Annotated in this window: 18 protein-coding genes; 7 read left to right on the forward strand and 11 right to left on the reverse strand. The window is 69.9% G+C overall.

All coding sequences use genetic code 11. From position 1 onward, the window contains the following. Positions 1-7: 7 nt before the first annotated feature. Genes EAD89_RS15210 through EAD89_RS15225 form a run of 4 tightly spaced genes read right to left on the reverse strand, consistent with a single transcriptional unit; the run spans position 8 to position 4,020 of the window. Complete coding sequence (locus tag EAD89_RS15210; protein WP_158610740.1) at positions 8-889, reverse strand: carbohydrate ABC transporter permease; 882 nt, start codon at positions 887-889, stop codon at positions 8-10. After that, positions 886-1,896: an ABC transporter ATP-binding protein gene (locus tag EAD89_RS15215; RefSeq protein ID WP_121676159.1), complete on the reverse strand. Its 1,011-nt coding sequence runs from the start codon at positions 1,894-1,896 to the stop codon at positions 886-888. Before EAD89_RS15215 ends, EAD89_RS15210 begins: the two co-directional genes overlap by 4 nt. Further along, on the reverse strand, positions 1,889-3,190 hold the full coding sequence (locus EAD89_RS15220) for a sugar ABC transporter substrate-binding protein (RefSeq protein WP_121676160.1): 1,302 nt from the start codon (positions 3,188-3,190) through the stop codon (positions 1,889-1,891). The genes EAD89_RS15215 and EAD89_RS15220 overlap by 8 nt, the downstream gene beginning before the upstream one ends. Continuing rightward, a complete protein-coding gene (locus tag EAD89_RS15225) occupies positions 3,187-4,020 on the reverse strand; it encodes a carbohydrate ABC transporter permease (RefSeq protein ID WP_147457360.1) in 834 nt (277 codons plus the stop codon). Before EAD89_RS15225 ends, EAD89_RS15220 begins: the two co-directional genes overlap by 4 nt. Positions 4,021-4,396: 376 nt before the next feature. Here EAD89_RS15225 and EAD89_RS15235 point away from each other — a divergent pair, with 376 nt between their 5' ends. After that, positions 4,397-6,310 carry a Xaa-Pro dipeptidyl-peptidase gene (locus EAD89_RS15235; RefSeq protein ID WP_121676162.1) on the forward strand — a complete coding sequence of 638 codons (1,914 nt, stop codon included), beginning with the start codon at positions 4,397-4,399 and terminating at the stop codon, positions 6,308-6,310. 42 nt (positions 6,311-6,352) lie between these two features. Here EAD89_RS15235 and EAD89_RS15240 read toward each other — a convergent pair whose 3' ends face one another. Next, positions 6,353-7,582, reverse strand: coding sequence for a CdaR family transcriptional regulator (locus tag EAD89_RS15240; protein ID WP_121676163.1), 1,230 nt, complete (start codon positions 7,580-7,582; stop codon positions 6,353-6,355). Positions 7,583-8,247: 665 nt separating this feature from the next. Between EAD89_RS15240 and EAD89_RS15245 the strand changes: the two genes are divergently transcribed. The 3 genes from EAD89_RS15245 to EAD89_RS15255 are packed head-to-tail and all read left to right on the forward strand — an operon-like array spanning position 8,248 to position 10,051. Beyond that, the gene (locus EAD89_RS15245; RefSeq protein WP_158610741.1) at positions 8,248-8,661 is read left to right on the forward strand and encodes a DUF2267 domain-containing protein; all 414 of its coding nucleotides are present in this window, start codon (positions 8,248-8,250) and stop codon (positions 8,659-8,661) included. Between the two features lie 44 nt (positions 8,662-8,705). Further along, positions 8,706-9,098, forward strand: coding sequence for a DUF2267 domain-containing protein (locus EAD89_RS15250; protein ID WP_121676165.1), 393 nt, complete (start codon positions 8,706-8,708; stop codon positions 9,096-9,098). A gap of 41 nt (positions 9,099-9,139) precedes the next feature. Continuing rightward, on the forward strand, positions 9,140-10,051 hold the full coding sequence (locus EAD89_RS15255) for a TIGR03619 family F420-dependent LLM class oxidoreductase (RefSeq protein WP_121676166.1): 912 nt from the start codon (positions 9,140-9,142) through the stop codon (positions 10,049-10,051). A gap of 8 nt (positions 10,052-10,059) precedes the next feature. Here the strand turns inward: EAD89_RS15255 and EAD89_RS15260 are convergent, their stop codons facing one another. Further along, positions 10,060-10,494 carry a TIGR03668 family PPOX class F420-dependent oxidoreductase gene (locus tag EAD89_RS15260; protein ID WP_121676167.1) on the reverse strand — a complete coding sequence of 145 codons (435 nt, stop codon included), beginning with the start codon at positions 10,492-10,494 and terminating at the stop codon, positions 10,060-10,062. A gap of 123 nt (positions 10,495-10,617) precedes the next feature. On the opposite strand from EAD89_RS15260, the gene EAD89_RS15265 reads away from it, so the two are divergent. Then, on the forward strand, positions 10,618-11,067 hold the full coding sequence (locus tag EAD89_RS15265) for a VOC family protein (RefSeq protein WP_121676168.1): 450 nt from the start codon (positions 10,618-10,620) through the stop codon (positions 11,065-11,067). Between the two features lie 35 nt (positions 11,068-11,102). On the opposite strand, the gene EAD89_RS15270 is transcribed toward EAD89_RS15265, so the two are convergent. From EAD89_RS15270 to EAD89_RS15290, 5 genes are all read right to left on the reverse strand, one after another. Next, positions 11,103-12,095, reverse strand: coding sequence for a TIGR03842 family LLM class F420-dependent oxidoreductase (locus tag EAD89_RS15270; protein WP_121676169.1), 993 nt, complete (start codon positions 12,093-12,095; stop codon positions 11,103-11,105). Between the two features lie 12 nt (positions 12,096-12,107). Beyond that, positions 12,108-13,511 (reverse strand): dihydropyrimidinase, encoded by a 1,404-nt coding sequence (gene hydA / locus EAD89_RS15275; RefSeq protein WP_121676170.1) that lies wholly within the window; start codon positions 13,509-13,511, stop codon positions 12,108-12,110. Then, positions 13,508-14,350 (reverse strand): nitrilase-related carbon-nitrogen hydrolase, encoded by an 843-nt coding sequence (locus tag EAD89_RS15280; RefSeq protein ID WP_121676171.1) that lies wholly within the window; start codon positions 14,348-14,350, stop codon positions 13,508-13,510. Before EAD89_RS15280 ends, hydA begins: the two co-directional genes overlap by 4 nt. Beyond that, a complete protein-coding gene (locus EAD89_RS15285) occupies positions 14,347-15,903 on the reverse strand; it encodes an NCS1 family nucleobase:cation symporter-1 (protein WP_121676172.1) in 1,557 nt (518 codons plus the stop codon). The genes EAD89_RS15280 and EAD89_RS15285 overlap by 4 nt, the downstream gene beginning before the upstream one ends. Before the next feature lie 239 nt (positions 15,904-16,142). Beyond that, positions 16,143-17,747 carry a PucR family transcriptional regulator gene (locus EAD89_RS15290; RefSeq protein WP_121676173.1) on the reverse strand — a complete coding sequence of 535 codons (1,605 nt, stop codon included), beginning with the start codon at positions 17,745-17,747 and terminating at the stop codon, positions 16,143-16,145. Positions 17,748-17,871: 124 nt separating this feature from the next. Between EAD89_RS15290 and EAD89_RS15295 the strand changes: the two genes are divergently transcribed. Continuing rightward, positions 17,872-19,161: an aspartate aminotransferase family protein gene (locus EAD89_RS15295; RefSeq protein ID WP_121676174.1), complete on the forward strand. Its 1,290-nt coding sequence runs from the start codon at positions 17,872-17,874 to the stop codon at positions 19,159-19,161. Further along, complete coding sequence (locus EAD89_RS15300; RefSeq protein ID WP_121676175.1) at positions 19,158-20,648, forward strand: CoA-acylating methylmalonate-semialdehyde dehydrogenase; 1,491 nt, start codon at positions 19,158-19,160, stop codon at positions 20,646-20,648. Before EAD89_RS15295 ends, EAD89_RS15300 begins: the two co-directional genes overlap by 4 nt. The last annotated feature ends 72 nt before the right edge of the window (positions 20,649-20,720 follow it).

A 20,720-nucleotide genomic window follows, 5' to 3' on the forward strand; every position in this document is an offset into this window, starting at 1 on the left:
GTCACGCTCAGCGCAGCACCCGCCAGCGTCGCACCATCAGCAGCAGCGCGGTGATGATGACCGCGGTGACCACCATGAGGACGCTCGTGATCATGGCTCCGTAGGCGAAGCCGGAGAACTCGAAGACCTGGTCGAAGATGTAGACCGGCAGGTAGAGCGTGGCGTTGGCGGGCCGGCCGTCGGTGAGGACGTACGCCGGCACGAAGTTGACCTGCAGGGTGAGGATCGTGTCGCGGACGGCGAGCAGCAGCAGCACCGGCGCGAGCAGCGGCAGCGTGAGCCGGCGCAACTGGCCGAACGGGCCGCAGCCCTCCAGGGCCGCCGCCTCGTACAGCCGGCCGTCGAGCATCCGCCGGGCGGCGAGCACGACGATGAACCCCTCACCGATCGGGAACGCGAGCATCAGCGCCACCGCCAACCGCGCGGAGCCGGGCTCCGCGAGCCAGTTCATGCCCGGATGGCCGAAGAGCCCGAGCAGTTGGTTGAGCGGGCCGTAGAGCGGATTGAGCACCCACAGGAAGAGCACCGCCAGGGCCACGTCGGGTACGACCGTCGGCAGGTAGACCGCGACCCGGAACCAGCGGCCGCCAGGGCGGGGCGCCGCCAACAGCAACCCGAGCCCGATGGCGGCCAGCAGCCGCAGCGGTACGGCCAGCGCCAGGTGGATAGCGGAGGCCCGGATGCTGTCGGCGAGGAAACCGTCGGCGAGCAGGCGGCGCGCGTTGTCCAAGCCGACGAACCGTGGGTCCCGGGTCAGTCCGGTGTGGTCGGTGAACGCGTAGCCGACGTTGAGCAGGGCGGGCAGCGCGATCAGCAGCGCGACCGCCACCACGTACGGCGCGAGGAACGCCCACGCGGTCAGCGGCCGGCTGACCCGGCCGTTGCTCACCGGCGTCGCCCGGTGTCGGCGTCGAAGCGATGGATCCGGCCCGGATCGGCGCGCAGTCGCACCTGATCGCCCGGCCATACGCCGGGTCGGGGGTCGGTGCGGACGGTCAGCCGGGTGCCCTCGTCGCAGCGGGTCAGCAGGATGGCCTCGCTGCCGAGCGCCTCCACCGCCTCGACGGTCGCCGCCACCGGTCCGTCGGGGTCGAGGCTCAGATCCTCCGGGCGTACGCCGAGGGTCAGGTCGGTGCCGCCGCCCAGCACACCGCCGCCGCGTACCAGGTTCATCGGCGGGCTGCCCAGGAAGCCGGCCACGAAGGTGTCCGCGGGTTCGTCGTAGACCTGCTGCGGCGGGCCGATCTGGCGGACCCGACCGTGGTCGAGGACGACGACCCGGTCGCCGAGCGTCATCGCCTCGGCCTGGTCGTGGGTGACGTGGATGGTGGTGGTGCCCAGTTCGCGGTGCAGGGTGAGCAGGTCGGCGCGGGTGGCGAAGCGCAGCGGCGCGTCCAGGCTGGCCAGCGGCTCGTCGAGCAGATAGACGGTCGGCTCGCGCAGCAGCGCGCGGGCGAGGGCGATGCGCTGGCGCTGCCCGCCGGAGGTCTCGTCGGGGTAGCGGTCGAGCAGGTCCGCGATGCCGAGCCGGTCGGCCGCCGTCCGGGCCCGCTCCTCGGCCTCCGCGCGCCGGACGCGGCGGACCCGCAGCCCGAACAGGAGATTGCCGCGGACGGTGAGGTGGGGGTAGAGCGCGTAGTCCTGGAAGACCATCGCCACCGCGCGACGGTGCGGTGGCACCTGGGCCACGTCCTGCCCGTCGACGACGACCCGGCCACGGTCCGGCCGGTCCAGCCCGGCGATCAGCCGCAGGATCGTCGACTTGCCGGAGCCGGACGGGCCGACCAGGGTCACCATCTCGCCGGCGCGCACCGCCAGGTCGACGCCGTCGAGGGCGGCGACCTTCCCGTACGACTTGGTCAGCGATTCGAGTCGGATCACGCCCCGCTCAGCCACCGGCGCCCACCGGGAGCGCGAAGAGCGGCCGGAGCTTCTCCTCCAGCTGTCGCAGCCCCTCCTCGCGTCCGATCCGGCCGTAGAAGACCTCCTCGAGCAGGCCGCCGGCCTCGCGCTCGACCCGCGACCAGGTGCCGGTGCGCGGGGTGGCGCGCAGGTGCGGCTCGGCGTCGAGGTAGACCCGCGACGACCGAGGGGGCTTCTGCGGGTCGAGGAAGTCCGGGGAGTTGGCCACGTCGAGCCGGGACGGCACCGTGCGGCCCGACCCGGCGAGGATCCGCTGGCCCTGCCCGCCCATCGCGAACTCGATGAACCGCCAGGCCTGGTCGTGGTCGGGCAGGCCGGCGCTCATGCAGTAGGCGTCGCTGTGCAGGATCGACGCGGGTACGCCGCCCGGCGCGATCGGCAGCGGCGCCGCGTCCCAGGTGAAGCCGTCGATGGTGCGCAGCGTCGGCACGGCGACCCGGCTGTTGAGGTACATGCCGAGCGTGCCGCGCAGGAACCGGGCCTCACTCGACTCGCTCTGCTCCTCGGCGTCCGGCGGCACGACGTGGTGCTTCAGTTGCAGGTCGAGGAACCAGTCGACGGCGGCGCGGCTGGCCGGGTCGCCGGTGAGGGTCAGGGTGGTCGGCTTGTCCGGGTGGTCGACCAGCTCACCCCGGTTGGACCAGACGAACGGGGCGAGCCGCGGCAGGGACGGCTCCACGCCCACGCCGTACTTCCCGTCGCCGGTCAGGGCCCGGCCGGCGGCCAGGAAGTCGTCCCAGGTCCAGCCGGCCTTCGGCAGCGGCACGCCGGCCGCCGCGAACAGGTCGGCGTTGTAGTAGACGACCAGGGAGGACATGTTCTGCGGCAGGCAGGTCAGCGTCTTACCGTCGAACCGGAAGGCGTCCAGCGCCCGCGGGGAGAAGTCGCTCTCCTTCAGCGCCTCGCTGCGGTCAAGGTAACCCTGCGCCGGTTCGATCGCCTGCTGGGCGGCGAACTGGCCGTAACGGCGGTAGTTGAGCAGGAACACGTCCGGTGGCTGCCCGCCAGCGAACGAGGTGGTCAGGCGGGCCATCAGATCGTCCTGGGTGGCGACGGGGGAGAGGTTGACGGGCACGTCGGGGTGAGCCTGCTCGAAGGCGGCGACCAGGCTGCGGTAGCCGGCGATCTCCTCAGCGTCGCCGAAGAGCACGACCGTGATGCCTGGTCGGTCGGCCGCGCGGTCGCCGGCGCCGCAGCCGGCCGCGTAGCCGAGCAGCAGCGCGGCGGTGATCAGGGCAACCCATCGTCGAGCGCGGAACGTGCTCACCTACGACCTCCAGATCTCAGTGCCGCCAGCGGATCGTCATTGAGCAGGATTCGCTGAGCGAGCAGGAACACCACCACGCACGGCGCTGTCGCGACAACGCAGGCGGCCATCAGCAGCGGCCAGTCCGTCGGGTTCAGCAACCGCAGGAACTGCAGGCCGAGCGGGTAGGTGTAGCGGTCACCGCTCTGCAGGTAGAGCAGCGGGTCGATCAGGTTGGACCAGTGCAGCGTGAAGGCGAGCACGCCGACGGCCAGCGTCGCCGGGCGCACCTGCGGCAGCGCCACCCGGCGCCAGATCGTCAACCAACCGGCGCCCTCCAGCCGGGCCGCCCCGAGCTGGGTGTCCGGCACGCCGCCGAAGCTCCACGCGTAGAGCAGCACCAGGAAGGGGCTGCCGGCGAGCAGCGCCGGGGCCAGCAACGGAACGTACGTGTCGACCACGCCGGCCAGCCGGAACAACTCGAAGCGGGTGGCCCACACCGCGGTGACCGGCACCAGAAGCACCGCCAGCAGGCCCAGGACCGCCCGGCGGCGGGCCACCGGCGTCAACAGTCGCAGCCCGAAGCCGGTCAGTGAGGCGACGATGACGGTCAGCGGCACGGCGACCGCGACGACCAGCGCCGAGTTGGCCAGGTACCGGAACAGCGGGATCAGCTCAGGCAGCCGGGCGTACGCGGCCACGGTCGGTTCGGGTGGGAGTACCTCGAAGGTGCGGGGCGGGGGCAGGCCGGCAGGTCGCAGTGAGCCGACCACCATGAACCACAGTGGTGCGGCGAAGAGCGCCGCGAACGCCGCCGGCACCAGGAACCGCCCCATGAACCGCGGAATCACGGCTGGGCCCGAGAACCGCACATTCCGCCCTTCCCGTCGCCCGGCAACCGGTTGGCGCGCGCTCGTCTCCGATGCCGCCGAGGGCTCCGCCGCTGACCCTGGGTGACGGTCGGGTCGACCGGCGGAGGTGGTGCGGCGAACCTATGGCCGGGCGGCCGGCACGTCATCGGGCACCTGTTGGAATCACCCGCCGTCCCGTCCTACGCCTGTCGAGATGCGACAGACGTAGGACCGGACGGCGATCACCTCCCGCATCTGTCCGATGACCATCGGTAAATCGGTTTCTAGGGTGCGAAGCAACTGCCGCACCGCCCGCTCGTCGTCCTCGCCCGGGACGACCGGTCCACGGCCGGTGCCGGAGATGGGGAGGAGCGCCATGCGAACCACAAGGAGCTGGTGGCGAGCGTCGGTGGTGGTCGTTGCGGCCATCGCCGTCGGCCTGCCGGCGGCAACCGCGTCGGCGAACCCGACGGTGGACCGGGTCAGGCCGGTCATCCAGCACGGAGTCACCCAGCCGGTGTTCGGGTATGCCGACGCGATCCGCGAGCGGGTATTCGTCACCTCCGACGTCGACACCGACGGCGACGGCGCCCGCGACGTCGTGGCGATGGACATCATGCGCCCCAAGGCCAGCGATGCCGGCCTGCGGGTGCCGGTGGTCATGGATGCCAGCCCTTACTACTCCACGGTGTGTCGGGGCAACGAGAGCGAGTGCAAGGCGGACATCGACGGCGACGGCCTCAACGACAAGTGGCCGCTCTTCTACGACAACTACTTCGTCCCGCGCGGCTACGCGGTGGTCTTGCTCGACATGATCGGCACCAACAACTCGACCGGCTGTCCGGTCACCGGTGGTCGCGCCGACAACATCAGCGCGCCGACCGCGATCGACTGGCTCAACGGTCGTCGGGCCGGCACCAACGCGGCCGGCGAGCGGGTCGTCGCCGACTGGCACAACGGCAGGACCGGCATGATCGGCAAGTCGTACGACGGGACGCTGGCCAACGCGGCCGCCGCCAGCGGCGTGCGGGGGCTCACCACCATCGTGCCGATCTCGGCGATCTCCAGCTGGTACGACTACTCGCGCAGCAACGGCCTGGTCACCCGGGCGAACAACTACTCCGGCAGCCTCGCCAACACCGTCACCAACCCGGAGCGGCGGGAACACTGTGCGGCGGTGCGGACCCAGCTCGGTGTCGACGGCGACGACGTCACCGGCGACTACAACGCCTTCTGGGCCGAGCGAGACTACGTCCCGCATGCGGACCGGGTGCGGGCGAGTGTGTTCGTGGTCCACGGCATCAACGACAACAACGTCCGCGCGGACCACTTCAGTAAGTGGTGGGACGCGCTGGCCGAGGAGAACGTGCCGCGCAAGCTCTGGCTGACCGGCACCGGTCACATCGACCCGTTCGACTTCCGGCGGGGTGAGTGGGTGGACACCCTGCACCGGTGGTTCGACTTCTGGCTGCACGGGGTGAAGAACGGCATCATGGCCGAGCCGATGGCCGACATCGAGCGGACGCCGGACGTCTGGGAGACCTACCGCAGCTGGCCGGTCCCGGCCGTCCGGAGCACCCAGGTGTTCCTGCGCCCCGGGGACGAGGGGGCGGCCGGCGGGCTGTCGGTCCGCCCGCAGCCGGGTAAGGCGTCCCGGACGTTCCAGGACACCCCGTCGATGAGCCAGACCAACGCGATCCGGCACCCGTCGGACCCGGCGGCGAACACGGAGAACCGGTTGGTCTTCCTCTCCCAGCCGCTGCGCCGGCCACTGCACATCTCGGGCACCCCGATCGTCAAGATCAAAGCATCGGTGAACGGCGAGGACACCAACTTCGCCGGCCTGCTGGTGGACTACGGCACCCGGCCGCGGTTCAGCACCTCGGGCGACGGCATCCGGACCCTGACCACCGAGGACTGCTGGGGCGAATCGGCCACCTGGGGCGGACACGCCGAGGACGCCTGCTACCGACAGACCGAGAAGACCGTCGTCACCGATCCGCAGGAGCTGGTGACCAAGGGCATCCTGGACGGCCTCAACCTGAAGTCGCCGTCCGTGACGACGCCGCTGGTGCCGGGCAGGAAGAACTCCGTCGACGTGCCGCTGCTCCCCGAGGACTACGTCTTCGCGGCCGGCAACCAGGTCGGCGTCGTGCTGCTCGGCTCGTATTCCGGCTACAGCAGCCGGGCGAAGCAGAACCGGGCCGACATCACCGCCCACTTCGACCGCAGCCGGATCGAGCTACCGATCGTGGGTGGCCGGTCGGCGGCCGCCGCCGCAGGCCTGTAACGGGGGACCCGGTGGGCGGGGCGGCAGCCCTGCCCACCGGTGTCACTCCTGCGGCCGGTAGGCGCCGGTCAACCGGCCCAGCTTCAGCGCCAGGTGCAGACAGAGCCGCTCGTTTCCGTTCTTCAGGTCGGTGTCGGCCAACTCCTCGATCCGCTGCAGCCGGTAGTAGAGCGTGGTGCGGTGCAGGCGTAGCTGCTCGGCAGTGGCGTGCGCGTTCCCGGCCAGATCCAGATAGCGCTCCAGGGTCTGCAGCAACACCGGATTCGGCTGCTCCCTCAGCAACCGATCAAGCCCGGGGTGCACGTCGGCGATGTCCAGGTGCCGACCCTCCATCCGCGACAGCACGCGGTAGATGCCCAACCCCGCCCACGACACCACGGGGCCGAGCGCCGGCAACCGTACGCCCACCCGGGCCGACTGCAGCGCCTCCCCGTACGACGCGATCGCCTCGGTCAGCCGCGGCCGCGGCTGACCGACCCCGACCACGACGCGCTCCACCGAGCCGAGCCCGCGGGTCGCCTGCCGCAGGTTGTCGTCGAGCAGCTTCGCGACGACCTCGGGGGAAGGGCGCCCGGCGCCCCGCTCGCCGCAGAGCAGCAGCACCCCGTGGTCGTCGCGGACCAGGTGCAGCGCCTCCCGGGTGCCGATCCACCGCCGGGTGGTGACCAGCGCCTGCTCCAGCGCCAGCCGGGCAACCTCGTCGGGCAGTTCGCCGTGCGGCGGCACCAGCTGCGCGACAAGCGCGGTGGCCTGCCCGTCCCCGGCGATCAGGCCGGTCTCGCGCAGGGTCCGCAGCGACTGGTCCCGGCCGACGTCGCTGTCGGAGAGCAGGGTCCGCGCCGCCTCGGTCTCCCGTTGGGATGCCAGCTCACCGAGAAGGTTCTCCCGGTACAGCGCCAGCGACAGCTCGCTCATCAGGCCGGTGGCGGTGATGTCCGCGTCGGCCATCGTGCCGTCCGGGTCGATGAACCACACAAACCCCAGCAGCAGGTCCTGGTGACGGATCGGCACGCAGACCCGCGGCAGCAGGTCGAGCTCCCGCGACGCCTGCGTACGCACCGCCGTACGGGCGTCCATGATGCCGACGTCCCGGAACCACGCCATCACCTCCGGCGTGTTCTGCCGGCGCAGGATCGACGCCTTGCGCACGTCGTCCATCAACCCGGTGTGCTCGCTGTAGACCACCACCCGCTGACGGCGGTCCTCGATCAGCGCCGGACGGCCCGCGTACGCGGCGAGTGCGTCGACGAGGCGTTGCAGCTCCCCTTGCATGAGATCGTCCCGTCACCTCCTCACTGGGTCGTCACCGCAGCAGCACCCCGAGGGGCTGCCCGAGTCTCCCGGCGACCGGGTGGCCACCGCGCCACAGAACGATCATGCTGGGCGACGCGGACCTTCACAACCGTCTATCGAACGGTAGCCGGTGATTCCGGCCGTGGAGACCATCCCCGGCGCTGGTCCGGCCGGCGGTAGCCCGACCGCGCCTGGGCGGTGGCTGTGGTGGGCGGTATACCTGTGAGTCATAAATATGCCTGTGAGGTATCGCGCTCGTTGACGACCTCGCCCGGGCTCGCCTGGGGAGTGGCCTCTTCGGGGGTGATCGACTCGATATCAGGGATATTGCGGTGTCCGGGGCTTGCTGATGTCCCGATATCGGCGATACCGAGTCGATCAACCCGCAAACCGGCCCCATCCGACGCGGCACCGACCGCGAGCCTACGCCGGGCCGTGTGGCCGCCACCCACCGAGATCGGCCGTTGCCCGGACACAGGTGATTCGCCCGATGGGGATGAGGCAGGGTCACCCCCCGTCCCGGGAGGCTGTCGAGGTACCAGTTCGCTCGGCACCTGAGCGGTGAAATGTGCGATCGCGGCGCATCGAGGTCAGGGGCTCGCAACCGGCGGTTCGACGGCGATCGGGCCGGGGAGGAGAATCAGGTGGAATACGAGGATTTCATCAACGCAGTGGCCACGCGGGCGAAGGTGTCGACCGATCAGGCGGCGACACTCAGCCAGGCGACGTTGGAGACGTTGGCAGACCGGATCAGCGCCGGCCAGGCGGAGAACCTTGCCTACCAGCTTCCCGGAGGGCTGGACGACTGCCTGCGCAATCCGTTGCCGCGAAGTGCGGAACATGCCACGTCGTTCGGGCTCGACGAGTTCGTCCGGCGGGTGGCGGACCGCCCGGCCGTCGACCGTACGCTCGCCGCTGCCGGGGTCGGCGCGGTGCTCACCACGCTCCGTGAGGCTGTCTCCCGTGACCAATTCGAGGACGCGATGGCCCAGCTTCCGAAGGAATTCCAGCAGGTGATCGAACCGGTGGGTGCCGGTGGCGGGCAGCGCCGCGGGTAGCACGCACGCCGGGACGTACCCCGACTGGTCCGGAAGGAGAACTGGTGAACTACGCCGAGTTTCTCGAAGTGGTGGGGAAGCGGGCGGGCATGCCGGCGGCGGAGGCGGCGAAGATCGTCGGGGCCACGCTCACGACCTTGTCGGAAGGGGTCAGTGGCGGCGAGGCGCGGCACCTGGCCACCCAGGTCCCCGAGGAGTTGCGGGGGTACCTGCACAAGGACGTGGACTTCGCTGAACAGCTCGACCTCGTGAAGTTCCTCAATGAGGTAGGGGTCCGCGCGGGAACGGATGGCGACCGGACCGCTGAGGTTGCCCGCGCCGTGTTGACGACCCTGCGCGAGGCGGTGAGCGCGGAAGACCTTGAAAACCTGGAATCCGAGCTGCCGAAGGACTTCCGGCGGCTTTTCCGTCCGGTGGACCGCACCGTCGGGGCCTGAACCGAGCCCACGTCCTGGCCCGATCCGGGTACGGTGCGCGGGTGGAGGTTGGTTTCGCCCCGCCCGTCTCCGGCTCGTGGGCCACACCGGAGAACATGATCCATGTCGCCCGCCGCGCCGAGCAGCTCGGATACCACTCGCTCTGGACGTTCCAGCGGCTCCTGGCTCCCGCCGACCTCGGTTGGAGCGAGACCTACCACAGCGTTCAGGACCCGCTGACCACGCTGGCTTTCCTGGCGGCCCACACCTCGCGGATCCGGCTCGGCGTCGCGGTGCTCAACATGCCGTTCGTCTCTCCGGTGCTGCTGGCCAAGCAGACCGCGACCCTCGACATCCTCGCCGGCGGACGGCTCGACGTGGGTCTCGGCCTCGGCTGGGCGGACGAGGAGTATGAGGCGACGGGGGTGAGCAAGCATCGGCGGGGCCAGCGCGCCGAGGAGTTCCTCGCCGTGCTCCGCGCTCTCTGGCAGGACGACGTCGCCGAGCATCGCGGCGAGTTCTACCAGGTCCCGCCGACGCGCCTGGAGCCGAAACCGGTGCAGCGGCCACACCCGCCGATTCTGCTCGGAGGCGAGGCGCCCGCCGCGCTGCGCCGGGCCGGCCGGCTCGCCGACGGCTGGGTCAGTGGCAGCCAGGCGGATCTGACGGGCATCGGCGAGGCGGTCGCGACCGTCAAGGCCGCCGCTGCGGAGGCCGGCCGCGATCCCGGCTCACTGCGATTCGTCTGCCGCGGCGCGGTCCGCGTACGCCCGACGGGCCCGTCCGAGCGTGAGCCGCTCACCGGCACGCTCGAGCAGATCCGATCGGATTTCGGCAGACTTGCCGAGGCCGGCATCACCGAACTGTTCGTCGATCTCAACTTCGATCCGGAGATCGGCTCACCCCGCGTCGACGCGCAGGCGTCGCTGCGCCGGGCCGACGAGGTGCTCGACGCGCTCGCTCCGACCCGCTGATCGGGCGCTCATCCGGTCGGGTCGGCTGCCGCGTCCGCCGCGGACCACGCCGACCAGCCGGTCACCTGGATCGCGATCACCGGCCCGGCCGGTGGCCGCTGGACGTACTGCGGGTACTTGTCGGCCAGCGCCGCTCGGGCCGCGGCCTCCTCCACGCGGTCCTGCACCAGCCGGCCGTGCCCGTCCAGGCGGACCCACCACAGCCGTGACCAGTCCTCGTCGTACTCGTCGACCAGCAGGCATGCATGCCCCGTCGCCTGGATGTTCTCCAGCCGGCGTAGCCGCCGGTGGCGCTTGGGCTTCTCGTCCACCACGTGGTAGGCGACCTCGTCGAGCAGCACGAAGCACACAGGCACCAGGTGGGGACGCCCATCCGCTGCGACGGTGGCCAGCCGGGCCACCCTGGCCGACCGGACCCGATGCCGGATCTCGTCGGCGGGCACAGGCCCGACGGTAACAGCCGACAAAGGTCACGGTGACTCGTTGTGGCCAGCGTCGTCGAGCCGGTGGGTGTGCCGGCGCGGCACGCGGGTACGCCCTGCCGATCGAAACGCGGGGGAGGCGTGATGGCGAGCGAGGCGCCCGACTACTTCCAGCCCGAGGCTGGGATGGTGCTGACGCACCTGCTGATCGTGCGGGATGTGGACCGTTCCCGAGAGTTCTACCAGCGGGTGCTGGGAGCGACGGTGGTGCGGGAACGCCAGCCGGCGATCCTGCGTTTCCACAACAGCTACATCGTGATCAACGATGAGGGCGGTCCGACCGACGACAAGCCGGGTGTGCGGGCGCAGGCGCCGCCGGACTTGCGGACGCTCAGCAGCGCCATGAACATCCGGGTCACCGACGTCCGAGCCGTCTACGAACAGTGGCGGTCACGGGGTGGGGAGTTCCTGACCGAGCCCAAGGATCATGGCGTCGAGATCCGGTGCTACCTGCGCGACCCGGACGGCTACCTGATCGAGCTCGGCCAGGGCACCGGGATCCTCGCCGAGATGGGTCGGACAGCCACTTCCTGAGCCCGACGACAGGCGCCGCCGGCACCCCTTCCGAATCAGACCTGCGTGATGACGTTCTTGCCGTACGCGGTGAGGGTCTTCTCCTTGTCGTCATGCATGAGGTAGAGGGCGAAGTTGTGCACCCCGATCTCCTTGAGCTCCTGCAGCCGGTCGACATGGGCTGACTCGGGGCCGACGAGGCAGAACCGGTCGACGATCTCATCGGGCACGAAGTCGGTGGACGGATTGCCGGCGCGGCCGTGGTGGGCGTAGTCGTAGCCCGCGCGCCCCCTGATGTAGTCGGTGAGCGCCTTCGGCACGACCCCGGAGTCACCGTAGCGGGTGACGAGGTCGGCCACGTGGTTGCCGACCATGCCGCCGAACCAGCGCAGCTGATCCCGTTGGTGCGCGAGGTTGGTGCCCACGTAGGCCGGCGCGGCCACGCACATCGTGATCGAGTCGGGATCCCTGCCGGCGGCGCTGGCTGCGTCGCGTACCGAGCCGATCGTCCAGCGGGCGATGTCGGGATCGGCCGTCTGCAGGATGAAGCCGTCGGCCTGCTCGCCGACCAGCCGCAGCGCTTTCGGGCCGTAGGCGGCCATCCAGATCTCCAGCCGGCCGTCACGCACCCACGGAATGCGCACCGGCGTGCCGTGGTGTTCGACCTCGTTGCCCTCGGCCAGCCCTTTGATCACGTGCATCGCTTGTTTCAGCGTGGCCAGGCTCGCCGGCGGCTGGCCGATGACCCGCCGGGCCGAGTCGCCGCGGCCGATCCCGCACACCGTGCGGTTGCCGAACATGTCGTTGAGCGTGGCGAAGAGCGACGCGGTGACCGACCAGTCGCGGGTGCTCGGGTTGGTCACCATCGGCCCGACGATCAGGTGCTTGGTTGCGGCGAGGACCTGCGAGTAGATGACGAACGGCTCCTGCCACAGCACACAGGAGTCGAACGTCCACCCGTAGCGGAACCCGTTGTCCTCGGCGGCGGTGAGGCCCGCGACCACGTCGCGAGCCGGCGGGTCGGTCTGCAGTACGACACCGAAGTCCACGGCTCCTCCTTGTCAGACCAGGTACTGACTGAGATCGCGCTTCAGGAACCTGCCGTGCCCGACCGCGCCGTGGAAGGCGTTGCCGTCGACCACGACTCGACCACGGGACAGCACGGTGGAGACCTTTCCGGTCAGCTCCATGCCCTCGTACGCGGAATAGTCCACGTTCATGTGGTGGGTGCTGGCCGAGATGGTCTGCTGGGCCGTCGGGTCGTACACGGTGATGTCCGCGTCGGCGCCCGGCGCGATGACGCCCTTGCGCGGGTAGAGCCCGAACATCCTGGCGGGCGTGGTCGAGCTGATCTCCACCCAGCGCGGCAGGGTGATCTCGCCTTTCACGACGCCCTGGTAGAGCAGGTCCATCCGGTGCTCGACGCCGGGCATCCCGTTCGGGATCTTGGAGAAGTCTCCCCGGCCCAGCTCCTTCTGGTCCTTGAAGCAGAAGGGGCAGTGGTCGGTGGACACCAGCGACAGGTCGTTGGTGCGCAGGCCCCGCCACAACTCCGCCTGGTGCTCCTTGGGGCGCAGCGGGGGAGAGGCGACGTACTTCGCGCCCTCGAAGTCGGGCCTGGCCAGATCCTCCAACGACAGGAACAGGTACTGCGGGCAGGTCTCGGCGAACACGTTCTGCCCCGTGTCCCGCGCCTGGGTGACCGCGTCCAGGGCGTGCGCGGCGGAGAGGTGCACGATGTACAGCGGCGAGCCGGTGACCTTGGCCAGCGCGATCGCCCGCGAGGTCGCCTCGCCCTCCAGCTCGGGCGGCCGGGTCAGGCCGTGCTGCACCGGGTCCGTCTGGCCGTTGGCCAGCGCCTGGAAGACGAGCTGGTCGATGGCGATGCCGTTCTCCGCGTGCATCATGACCATCGACCCGGTGTCCCGGGCCTTCTGCATCGCCCGCAGGATCTCCCCGTCGGTGGCGTAGAAGACCCCCGGATAGGCCATGAACATCTTGAACGTGTTGACGCCCGCGTCGATGCAGGCCTCCATCTCCTTCAGAGACGTGTCGTTGACGTCCGAGATGATCATGTGGAACCCGTAGTCGATCGCGCAGTTGCCGTCGGCCTTGCTGTGCCACTTGTCCAGCGCGGACAACACGGATGTGCCCTTGCCCTGTACGGCGAAGTCGACGATGGTCGTCGTGCCGCCCCAGGCTGCCGCGATTGTCCCGGTCTCGAAATTGTCCGCCGAGAACGTGCCGCCGAACGGCATCTCCATGTGGGTGTGGCCGTCGATGCCGCCCGGCACGACGTACTTCCCGTTGGCGTCGATGACGCGCTCGGCACCGGACGCCCACTGTTCGGCCAGACCCGAGTCGGGCGCGGCGAGCGCCGCTATCCGCTCGCCCTCGACCAGCACGTCCGCCGGGTACGCCCCGGTGGCGTTGACGACCGTTCCGTTGCGGATGACGATGCTCACGGCTGCACCAGCGATTCGTACGTTTCGGGACGGCGGTCGCGGTAGAAGGCCCACAGGTCACGGACCTCGGCCAGCTTGTCCATGTCCAGGTCGCGGACGACGACCTCCTCCTCGGTGTCCGACGCCGCGTCGCCGACCAGTTGCCCGCGCGGGTCCACGAAGTACGACTGGCCGTAGAAGTCGTTGTCGCCCAACGGTTCCACGCCGATCCGGTTGATCGCGCCGACGTAGTATTCGTTGGCGACCGCGGCCGCGGGCTGCTCCAGCCGCCACAGGTACTGCGACAGGCCGCGGCTGGTCGCCGACGGGTTGAAAACGATCTTCGCGCCGGCCAGGCCGAGCGCGCGCCAGCCCTCTGGGAAGTGCCGCTCGTAGCAGATGTAGACGCCGATGCGTCCCACGGCGGTGTCGAACACCGGATAGCCGAGGTTCCCCGGCCGGAAGTAGAACTTCTCCCAGAACCCCTTCACCTGCGGAATGTGGTTCTTGCGGTGTTTGCCGAGGTAGGTGCCGTCGGCGTCGATCACCGCGGCGGTGTTGTAGTAGACCCCGGGCTGCTCCTGCTCGTACATCGGCACGATCAACACCACGCCGTGCTGCTCGGCGACCTCGCGCATCAGCGCGGTCGTCGGCCCGTCCGGGATGGCCTCGGTGTACGAGTAGTAGTCCGCGTCCTGGATCTGGCAGAAGTACGGACCGTAGAACAATTCCTGCAGGCAGACCACCTGCGCGCCCTGCGAGGCGGCGCTGCGGATCGCCTCGACCGCGTTGGCGATCATCGACTCCTTGTCGCCGGTCCACTTCTGCTGCACCAGCCCGGCTCGGATGATGGTGCTCATCTCTCCCCCTTAACGTGCGCGGTGCGCGGCATCGACAGCGCCAGGTAGACGAGGAACCCGGCGACCAGCCCGACCACCCAGCTGTAGTCGTAGAGCGGCTTGAGGAACGGAATGAGGCCGTCCTCCGGGAACGGCCCTTTGCCGGGTGCGGAATAGGCGCCACCCACCGCGAGGACCGCGCCGACGACGGTGGCGACGATGGCGGCCCAGTTCCACCCGCCGGAGAACCAGTACCTGCCCTCGGGGCGGTAGAGGGCCGGCAGTTGGAGGCTGATGCGGTGGCGGATCCAGTACCCGGCGATGAGTACGCCGGCGACCGCGCCGAGCAGGCCGCCGTAGAACCCGAGCCAGACGAAGATGTAGATGTTGGGGTCCTGCACCAGGCGCCACGGCTGGATCAGGATGCCGAGCACGCCGGTGATCAGGCCCCCGGTCCGGAAGCTCACCAGTCGGGGCGCGGCGTTGGAGAAGTCGTACGCCGGGCTGACGGTGTTCGCCGCGACGTTCACCGACAGCGTGGCGACCACGACGGTGAACAGGCCGAGCGCGACGACCAGCGGGTTCTCGAACTTGGCCGCGAGCTGGATGGGGTCCCAGATGGCCTCGCCGTAGATCACGGCCGTGCCCGAGGTGATCAGGATGGACAGGATGGCGAAGAACGACATCGTGGTCGGCAGGCCGAGGACCTGGCCGGTCACCTGCTGCCGCTGGCTGCCCCCGAACCGGGTGAAGTCGGGGATGTTCAGCGACAGCGTCGCCCAGAAGGCGATCATCCCCATCAGTGACGGCGCGAACAGCTTCCAGAAGTCGGCGCCCCAGCCCAGCTTCGACGGCTCGGACAGGATCGGGCCGAGCCCGCCTGCCTCCACCAGCACCCAGATCAGCAGGGCGACGGCGACCACGATGACGAACGGTGCGGCCCAGTTCTCGAAGCGCCGCAGGGTGTCCATGCCCCGCCAGATGATCGCCATCTCGATCGCCCAGAACACGAAGAACGACGCCCACAGCGTCCACGGGTAGTCCATCACCGTCGCCGCGTCGACCCACCAGGAGCCGAGCAGCTTGCCGGCGATCGCGTAGATCGCCTCGCCGCCGATCCAGGTCTGGATACCGAACCAGCCGCACGCGATGAAGGCGCGGAGCAGGGCCGGGAAATTCGCGCCGCGAACTCCATAGAAGGCGCGGGCGAAGACCGGGAACGGGATCCCGTACTTCGTGCCCGCGTGGCTGTTCAACAGCATCGGGATCAGGACGAGCAGATTGCCCAGCGTGATCGTGAGGAACGCCTGCACCCAGTTCATGCCGAGCTGGATGAGCCCGGCGGCGAGCAGGTAGGTGGGGATGTTGTGCGCCATGCCGATCCACAGCGCCGCGAAGTTGTACGTGGTCCAGGTGCGCTTCTCGATGGGAACCGGGGCGAGTTCCTCGTTGAAGTAACGGCTGTCGGCGATCGTCGAGAAGTCACGCAACTCGACTCGGCCGTCCGGATGGGTGATCTGTGTGCCCGGCTCGACCGCGGTGGTCTCGGTGGGGGGCAGGGGTTCAACGGCCATCGGTCACCTCCCTGTCACGCTGCCGCAACAGCGGCCGGCCAACCGGCGCGTGCTGCGAGTGGGGGCGGATCAGCACGATCTTTATCTCGGAATGGTGGGTGTCCCGGACCCGCCACGGGCAGCGGCAAAGTGTCCACGCTTGCCGTGATCGGGGCACACTCTGTCCACGGGCGTGCCCGTACGGAGCTGTCAATCCCCACGGTGGATGGATTCGGGCCTTCTGCCGGGCCCTCGACCCGTCACGCGTCGTCGAGTTCGTGCACCAGCAGCGCCACGTACAACGACAACATCGACTCCGGGTCCTCCAGCGACACCCCGAGCACCTGCGCGATCCGCGACAGCTGCTGGTAGTAGGCCGTACGGGACAGGTGCGCGGCGCCGGCCGCCGCCGACTTGTTCCCGCCCTGCTCGCAGAAGCAGCGCAGCAGCTCCACGAGCCGGCTGCCCTGGCTGTCGTCGCGCGCCAACAGGGGCCCGAGCTCCCGGTGAGCGAAAGCCCGGACACGCTCGTCCTCGCGCAGCAGGTGCAGCAGGCCACGCAGTCGCACGTCGTCCAGCCGGTGGTAGACCTGGGCGCCGGTGGACCGTAGCGCGGCACCGGCGACGTGTGCGGCCTCGCCAAGGCTGCGCCGCACATCGGACACCTGCGACACCGTCGTGCCGACGGCCACCACCACGGCACTGGCCGCCGAGCGGTGCACCTCTCTGGCCAACCGCCGCAGGATCGCATCGACCTCCGCCTGCGCCGGCAACGACAACAACGCCCGCACGCTGGTGTCGTCCACGACGCCCACCAACGCCGGCACACTCACCCGTCGCGCGGCCAACGCGGTGGCCTCCGCGAGGTCCCGCAACACCTCCTGCGTGGCCAGTGCGGGGGCGCGCGGCGTGATGCTCCCCGGTCGGATCGCCACCCCGACCAGTTTCCGCCGCTCCAGCGCAACGCCCAACGCGGCCGCCCGCGTGGTCAGATCAGCAGGAGGCAGCGCCTGGCCGAGCAGTTGCGCGAGCAACATCCGGTGTGTCTGCCGCTCCAGGCTCTCCCGATCCCGCGCCACGAGCCGGTGCACCGCCAGCGCCGACGCGGCCCGCTCCGCGACCACCACGTGCCGGTGCGGGGGAGGGGCCGGCGAGAGCAGGACCAGCCGTCCCCAGTCGGCGCCCTGCGCGCCGACCGCGGTGATCAACCAGCCGGCTTCCTCGTCGTAGGCGGTCCGTTGGGACACCGCCACGGACCGGGATCGCTGCCCCCAGTCGGTCAGCAGCTCGATCGGGTCCTGCCCGGCCGAGTCGTACGCGAGCACGTCGTGCCCCAGCGTCTCCAGGACGACCGGCAGCCCGGAGATCCTCGCGACCTCGCGCAACACCTCGGCTGGCTCCGCTCCGGCGACCGTGAGCGCGGTGAACGTCTCGTGCACCTGCTCAGCCGCCCGCAGCTCGGCGAGCTGCGCGTCCACGATCAACGCCACGACCGCCTCCGTGACGGACACGAACTGGGTCTCCCGCGCCAGCGTGATCAATGGAAGCCGGTGCCGTTCCGCAGCGGCCACCAGCGCGTCCGGCACGTGGTCGCTCCAGCGCCGGACCAACTCCACCACGAGCCCCGCCGCGCCGACCGCGGCCAGGTCGTCCACGTACGCCGTCAGTGCCGTCTCCTCGTCCGGCAGCGCGATGCCGGTGGTCAGCACGAGTTCGCCACCGCGCAGCAGGTGAGCGATGTCGGCGACCTCCGCCGCATGAACCCAGCGGACGGGCCGCTGCATGCCATCGGACCCCGCGACGACGCGTGGCCGGCCGCGCCGGATCACGGGCAGCGCCACCGCTTCTGCGACCGTCGGATACATGCCGCCTCCCCTGCGGGGTTGCACACAACGTAGCGCCATCGATGCCGACCCGTACAGGTTGTCGGTGGCGGTGAGCACCGAAGTCTCGGGACACTCGGCTGAGGTACGAGATACGGAGGACGCGATGGCGCATCGGGAGTTGCTGCATCGACACCGGTCCGTGCTGCCGAAGTGGTTGGCCCTCTACTACGAGGAGCCGATTGAGATCGCCAGCGCGCACGGTCGCCGGGTGACCGATCGCGAGGGCCGCACGTACCTCGATTTCTTCGGCGGCATTCTCACCAACTCGGTCGGCTACGACGTGGCCGAGATCAGCGACGCGGTCCGCTCGCAGCTCGACACCGGCGTGCTGCACTCCTCGACGCTGTACCTGATCGAGTCGCAGGTCGAGCTCGCCGAGAAGATCGCGCACCTGTCCGGGATCCCGGACGCGAAGGTGTTCTTCACGAACTCGGGCACGGAGGCCAACGAGACCGCGTTGATGCTCGCCACGCAGTACCGCCGCAGCGGGCAGGTGCTCGCGCTGCGCAACTCCTACCACGGGCGCGCGTTCGCCACCGTCGCGATCACCGGCATCCGTGGCTGGTCGGCCAGTGAGCTGAGCCCGATCACGGTGAGCTGGGTGCACGGTGGCTACCGGTACCGCAGCCCCTTCAAGGACCTGTCGGACGCCGATTACGTCAAGGCGTGCGTCGCCGACCTGCGCGAGGTGATCGAGACCGCGACCGCCGGCGACGTGGCGTGCATGATCGTCGAGCCGATCCAGGGCGTGGGCGGTTTCGCCTCCCCGCCCGACGGCCTGTTCCGCGAGTTCAAGAAGGTGCTCGACGAGTACGGCATCCTGCTCGTCTCCGATGAGGTCCAGACCGGTTGGGGGCGTACCGGCGAGCACTTCTGGGGCATCCAGGCGCACGACGTCGTGCCGGACGCGATGACCTTCGCCAAAGGACTCGGCAACGGTCTGGCGATCGGCGGTGTCGTCGCCCGCGCGGAACTCATGGACTGCCTGCGGGCCAACTCGATCTCCACCTTCGGTGGCAACCCGATCTCCACCGCGGGGGCCCTCGCCACCCTCAACTACCTCCTCGACCACGACCTCCAGGCGAACGCCGCGAAGCTGGGGAACCGCCTGATCCATGGCCTTCGCTCGGTCGCCGCGACGCATCCGGTGGTCGGCGACGTACGCGGAAAGGGTCTGATGCTCGCCCTCGAGTTCGTCGGCCCGGCCGGCGAACCCGATCCCGCGGCCGCGGCCGCCCTGCTGGAGGAGGCGCGCAGTCGCGGACTGCTGGTCGGCAAGGGCGGCCTGCACGGCAACGTGATCCGGCTGGCCCCGCCGATGACGCTCACCGAGGACGAGGCCGACGAGGCGCTGGGCATCCTCGCTGAGGCAATTGGGGCGGTGTCGGCATGAGGATCACGCACCGGATCGGCGGCAAGGCATGGACCGGCATCGCCCAGCGCACGGGTGACGTGTACGACCCCGCGACGGGTCAGGTCGGCGGGCAGGTCGATTTCGCCAGCGCCTCGGACGTCGACGAGGCAGTCACCGCCGCCCGCGAAGCCTTCTCCCGCTGGCGCCACGCCTCCCTCACCCAACGCGCGAACGTGATGTTCGCGTTCCGCGAACTGCTCAACGCCCGCAAGTCCGACCTCGCCGAGATCATCACCGCCGAGCACGGCAAGGTGCTCTCCGACGCGGCGGGCGAGATACAGCGTGCGCTGGAGGCGGTGGAGTTCGCCTGCGGCATCCCGCAGTTGCTCAAGGGCGGGTTCAGCGAGAACGCCTCGACCAAGGTGGACGTGTACTCGATCCAGCAGCCGCTCGGCGTGGTCGGGGTGATCTCCCCGTTCAACTTCCCCGCGATGGTGCCGCTGTGGTTCGTTCCCAACGCGATCGCCTGCGGCAACGCCGTGGTGCTGAAGCCGAGCGAGAAGGACCCCTCCGCGGCGAACTTCCTGGCGGAGCTCCTCGCCGAGGCCGGGCTACCGGATGGCGTGTTCAACGTCGTGCACGGCGACAAGGAGGCGGTCGACCGGATCCTCGAGCATCCGGAGGTCAAGGCGGTCTCGTTCGTCGGGTCGACGCCGATCGCCCGGTACGTCTACGAGACCGCAACGCGTAACGGCAAGCGGGTGCAGGCGCTCGGCGGCGCGAAGAACCACATGGTCGTACTGCCCGACGCCGACCTCGACCTCGCCGCGGACGCCGCCGTCTCGGCCGGTTTCGGCTCGGCCGGTGAGCGCTGCATGGCGATCTCCGTCGTCGTGGCGGTGGATCCGGTCGGCGACGAGCTGGTCGGCAAGATCAGCGAACGGATCGCCGGACTCCAGGTCGGCGACGGTCGCCGACCGGGCTGCGAGATGGGACCTCTGGTCACCGGGGCGCACCGCGACAGGGTGCGGTCATACCTGGACGCCGGCCGGTCCGCGGGCGCGAAGCTGGTGGTCGACGGACGCGGTCAATCGATCGACGGCGACGACGCCGGCTTCTGGCTCGGGCCGACGCTCTTCGACCACGTCGACGTGGACATGTCCATCTACACCGACGAGATCTTCGGTCCGGTGCTCTCGGTGGTGCGGGTCCCCAGCTACGACGCGGCGGTCGACCTGGTGAACGCCAACCCGTACGGGAACGGAACCGCCATCTTCACCAACGACGGCGGCGCCGCGCGGCGGTACCAGAATGAGATCGAGGTCGGCATGGTCGGCGTCAACGTGGCGATCCCGGTTCCGGTCTCCTACTACTCGTTCGGGGGTTGGAAGGACTCCCTGTTCGGTGACTCGCACGCGTACGGGCCGCACGGCGTGCACTTCTTCACCAGGGCCAAGGTGGTCACCAGCAGGTGGCTCGATCCGTCCCACGGCGGCGTGAACCTCGGCTTCCCACAGAACAGCTGAGCAGCTCCTCGCCGAATCACGTCGATCGGACAGCTCCGGGTGCGAGGTCTGTATGGCGGGAACCCAGCCAGG

Source organism: Micromonospora sp. BL4, from assembly GCF_003667505.1.
GTDB lineage: Bacteria > Actinomycetota > Actinomycetes > Mycobacteriales > Micromonosporaceae > Micromonospora.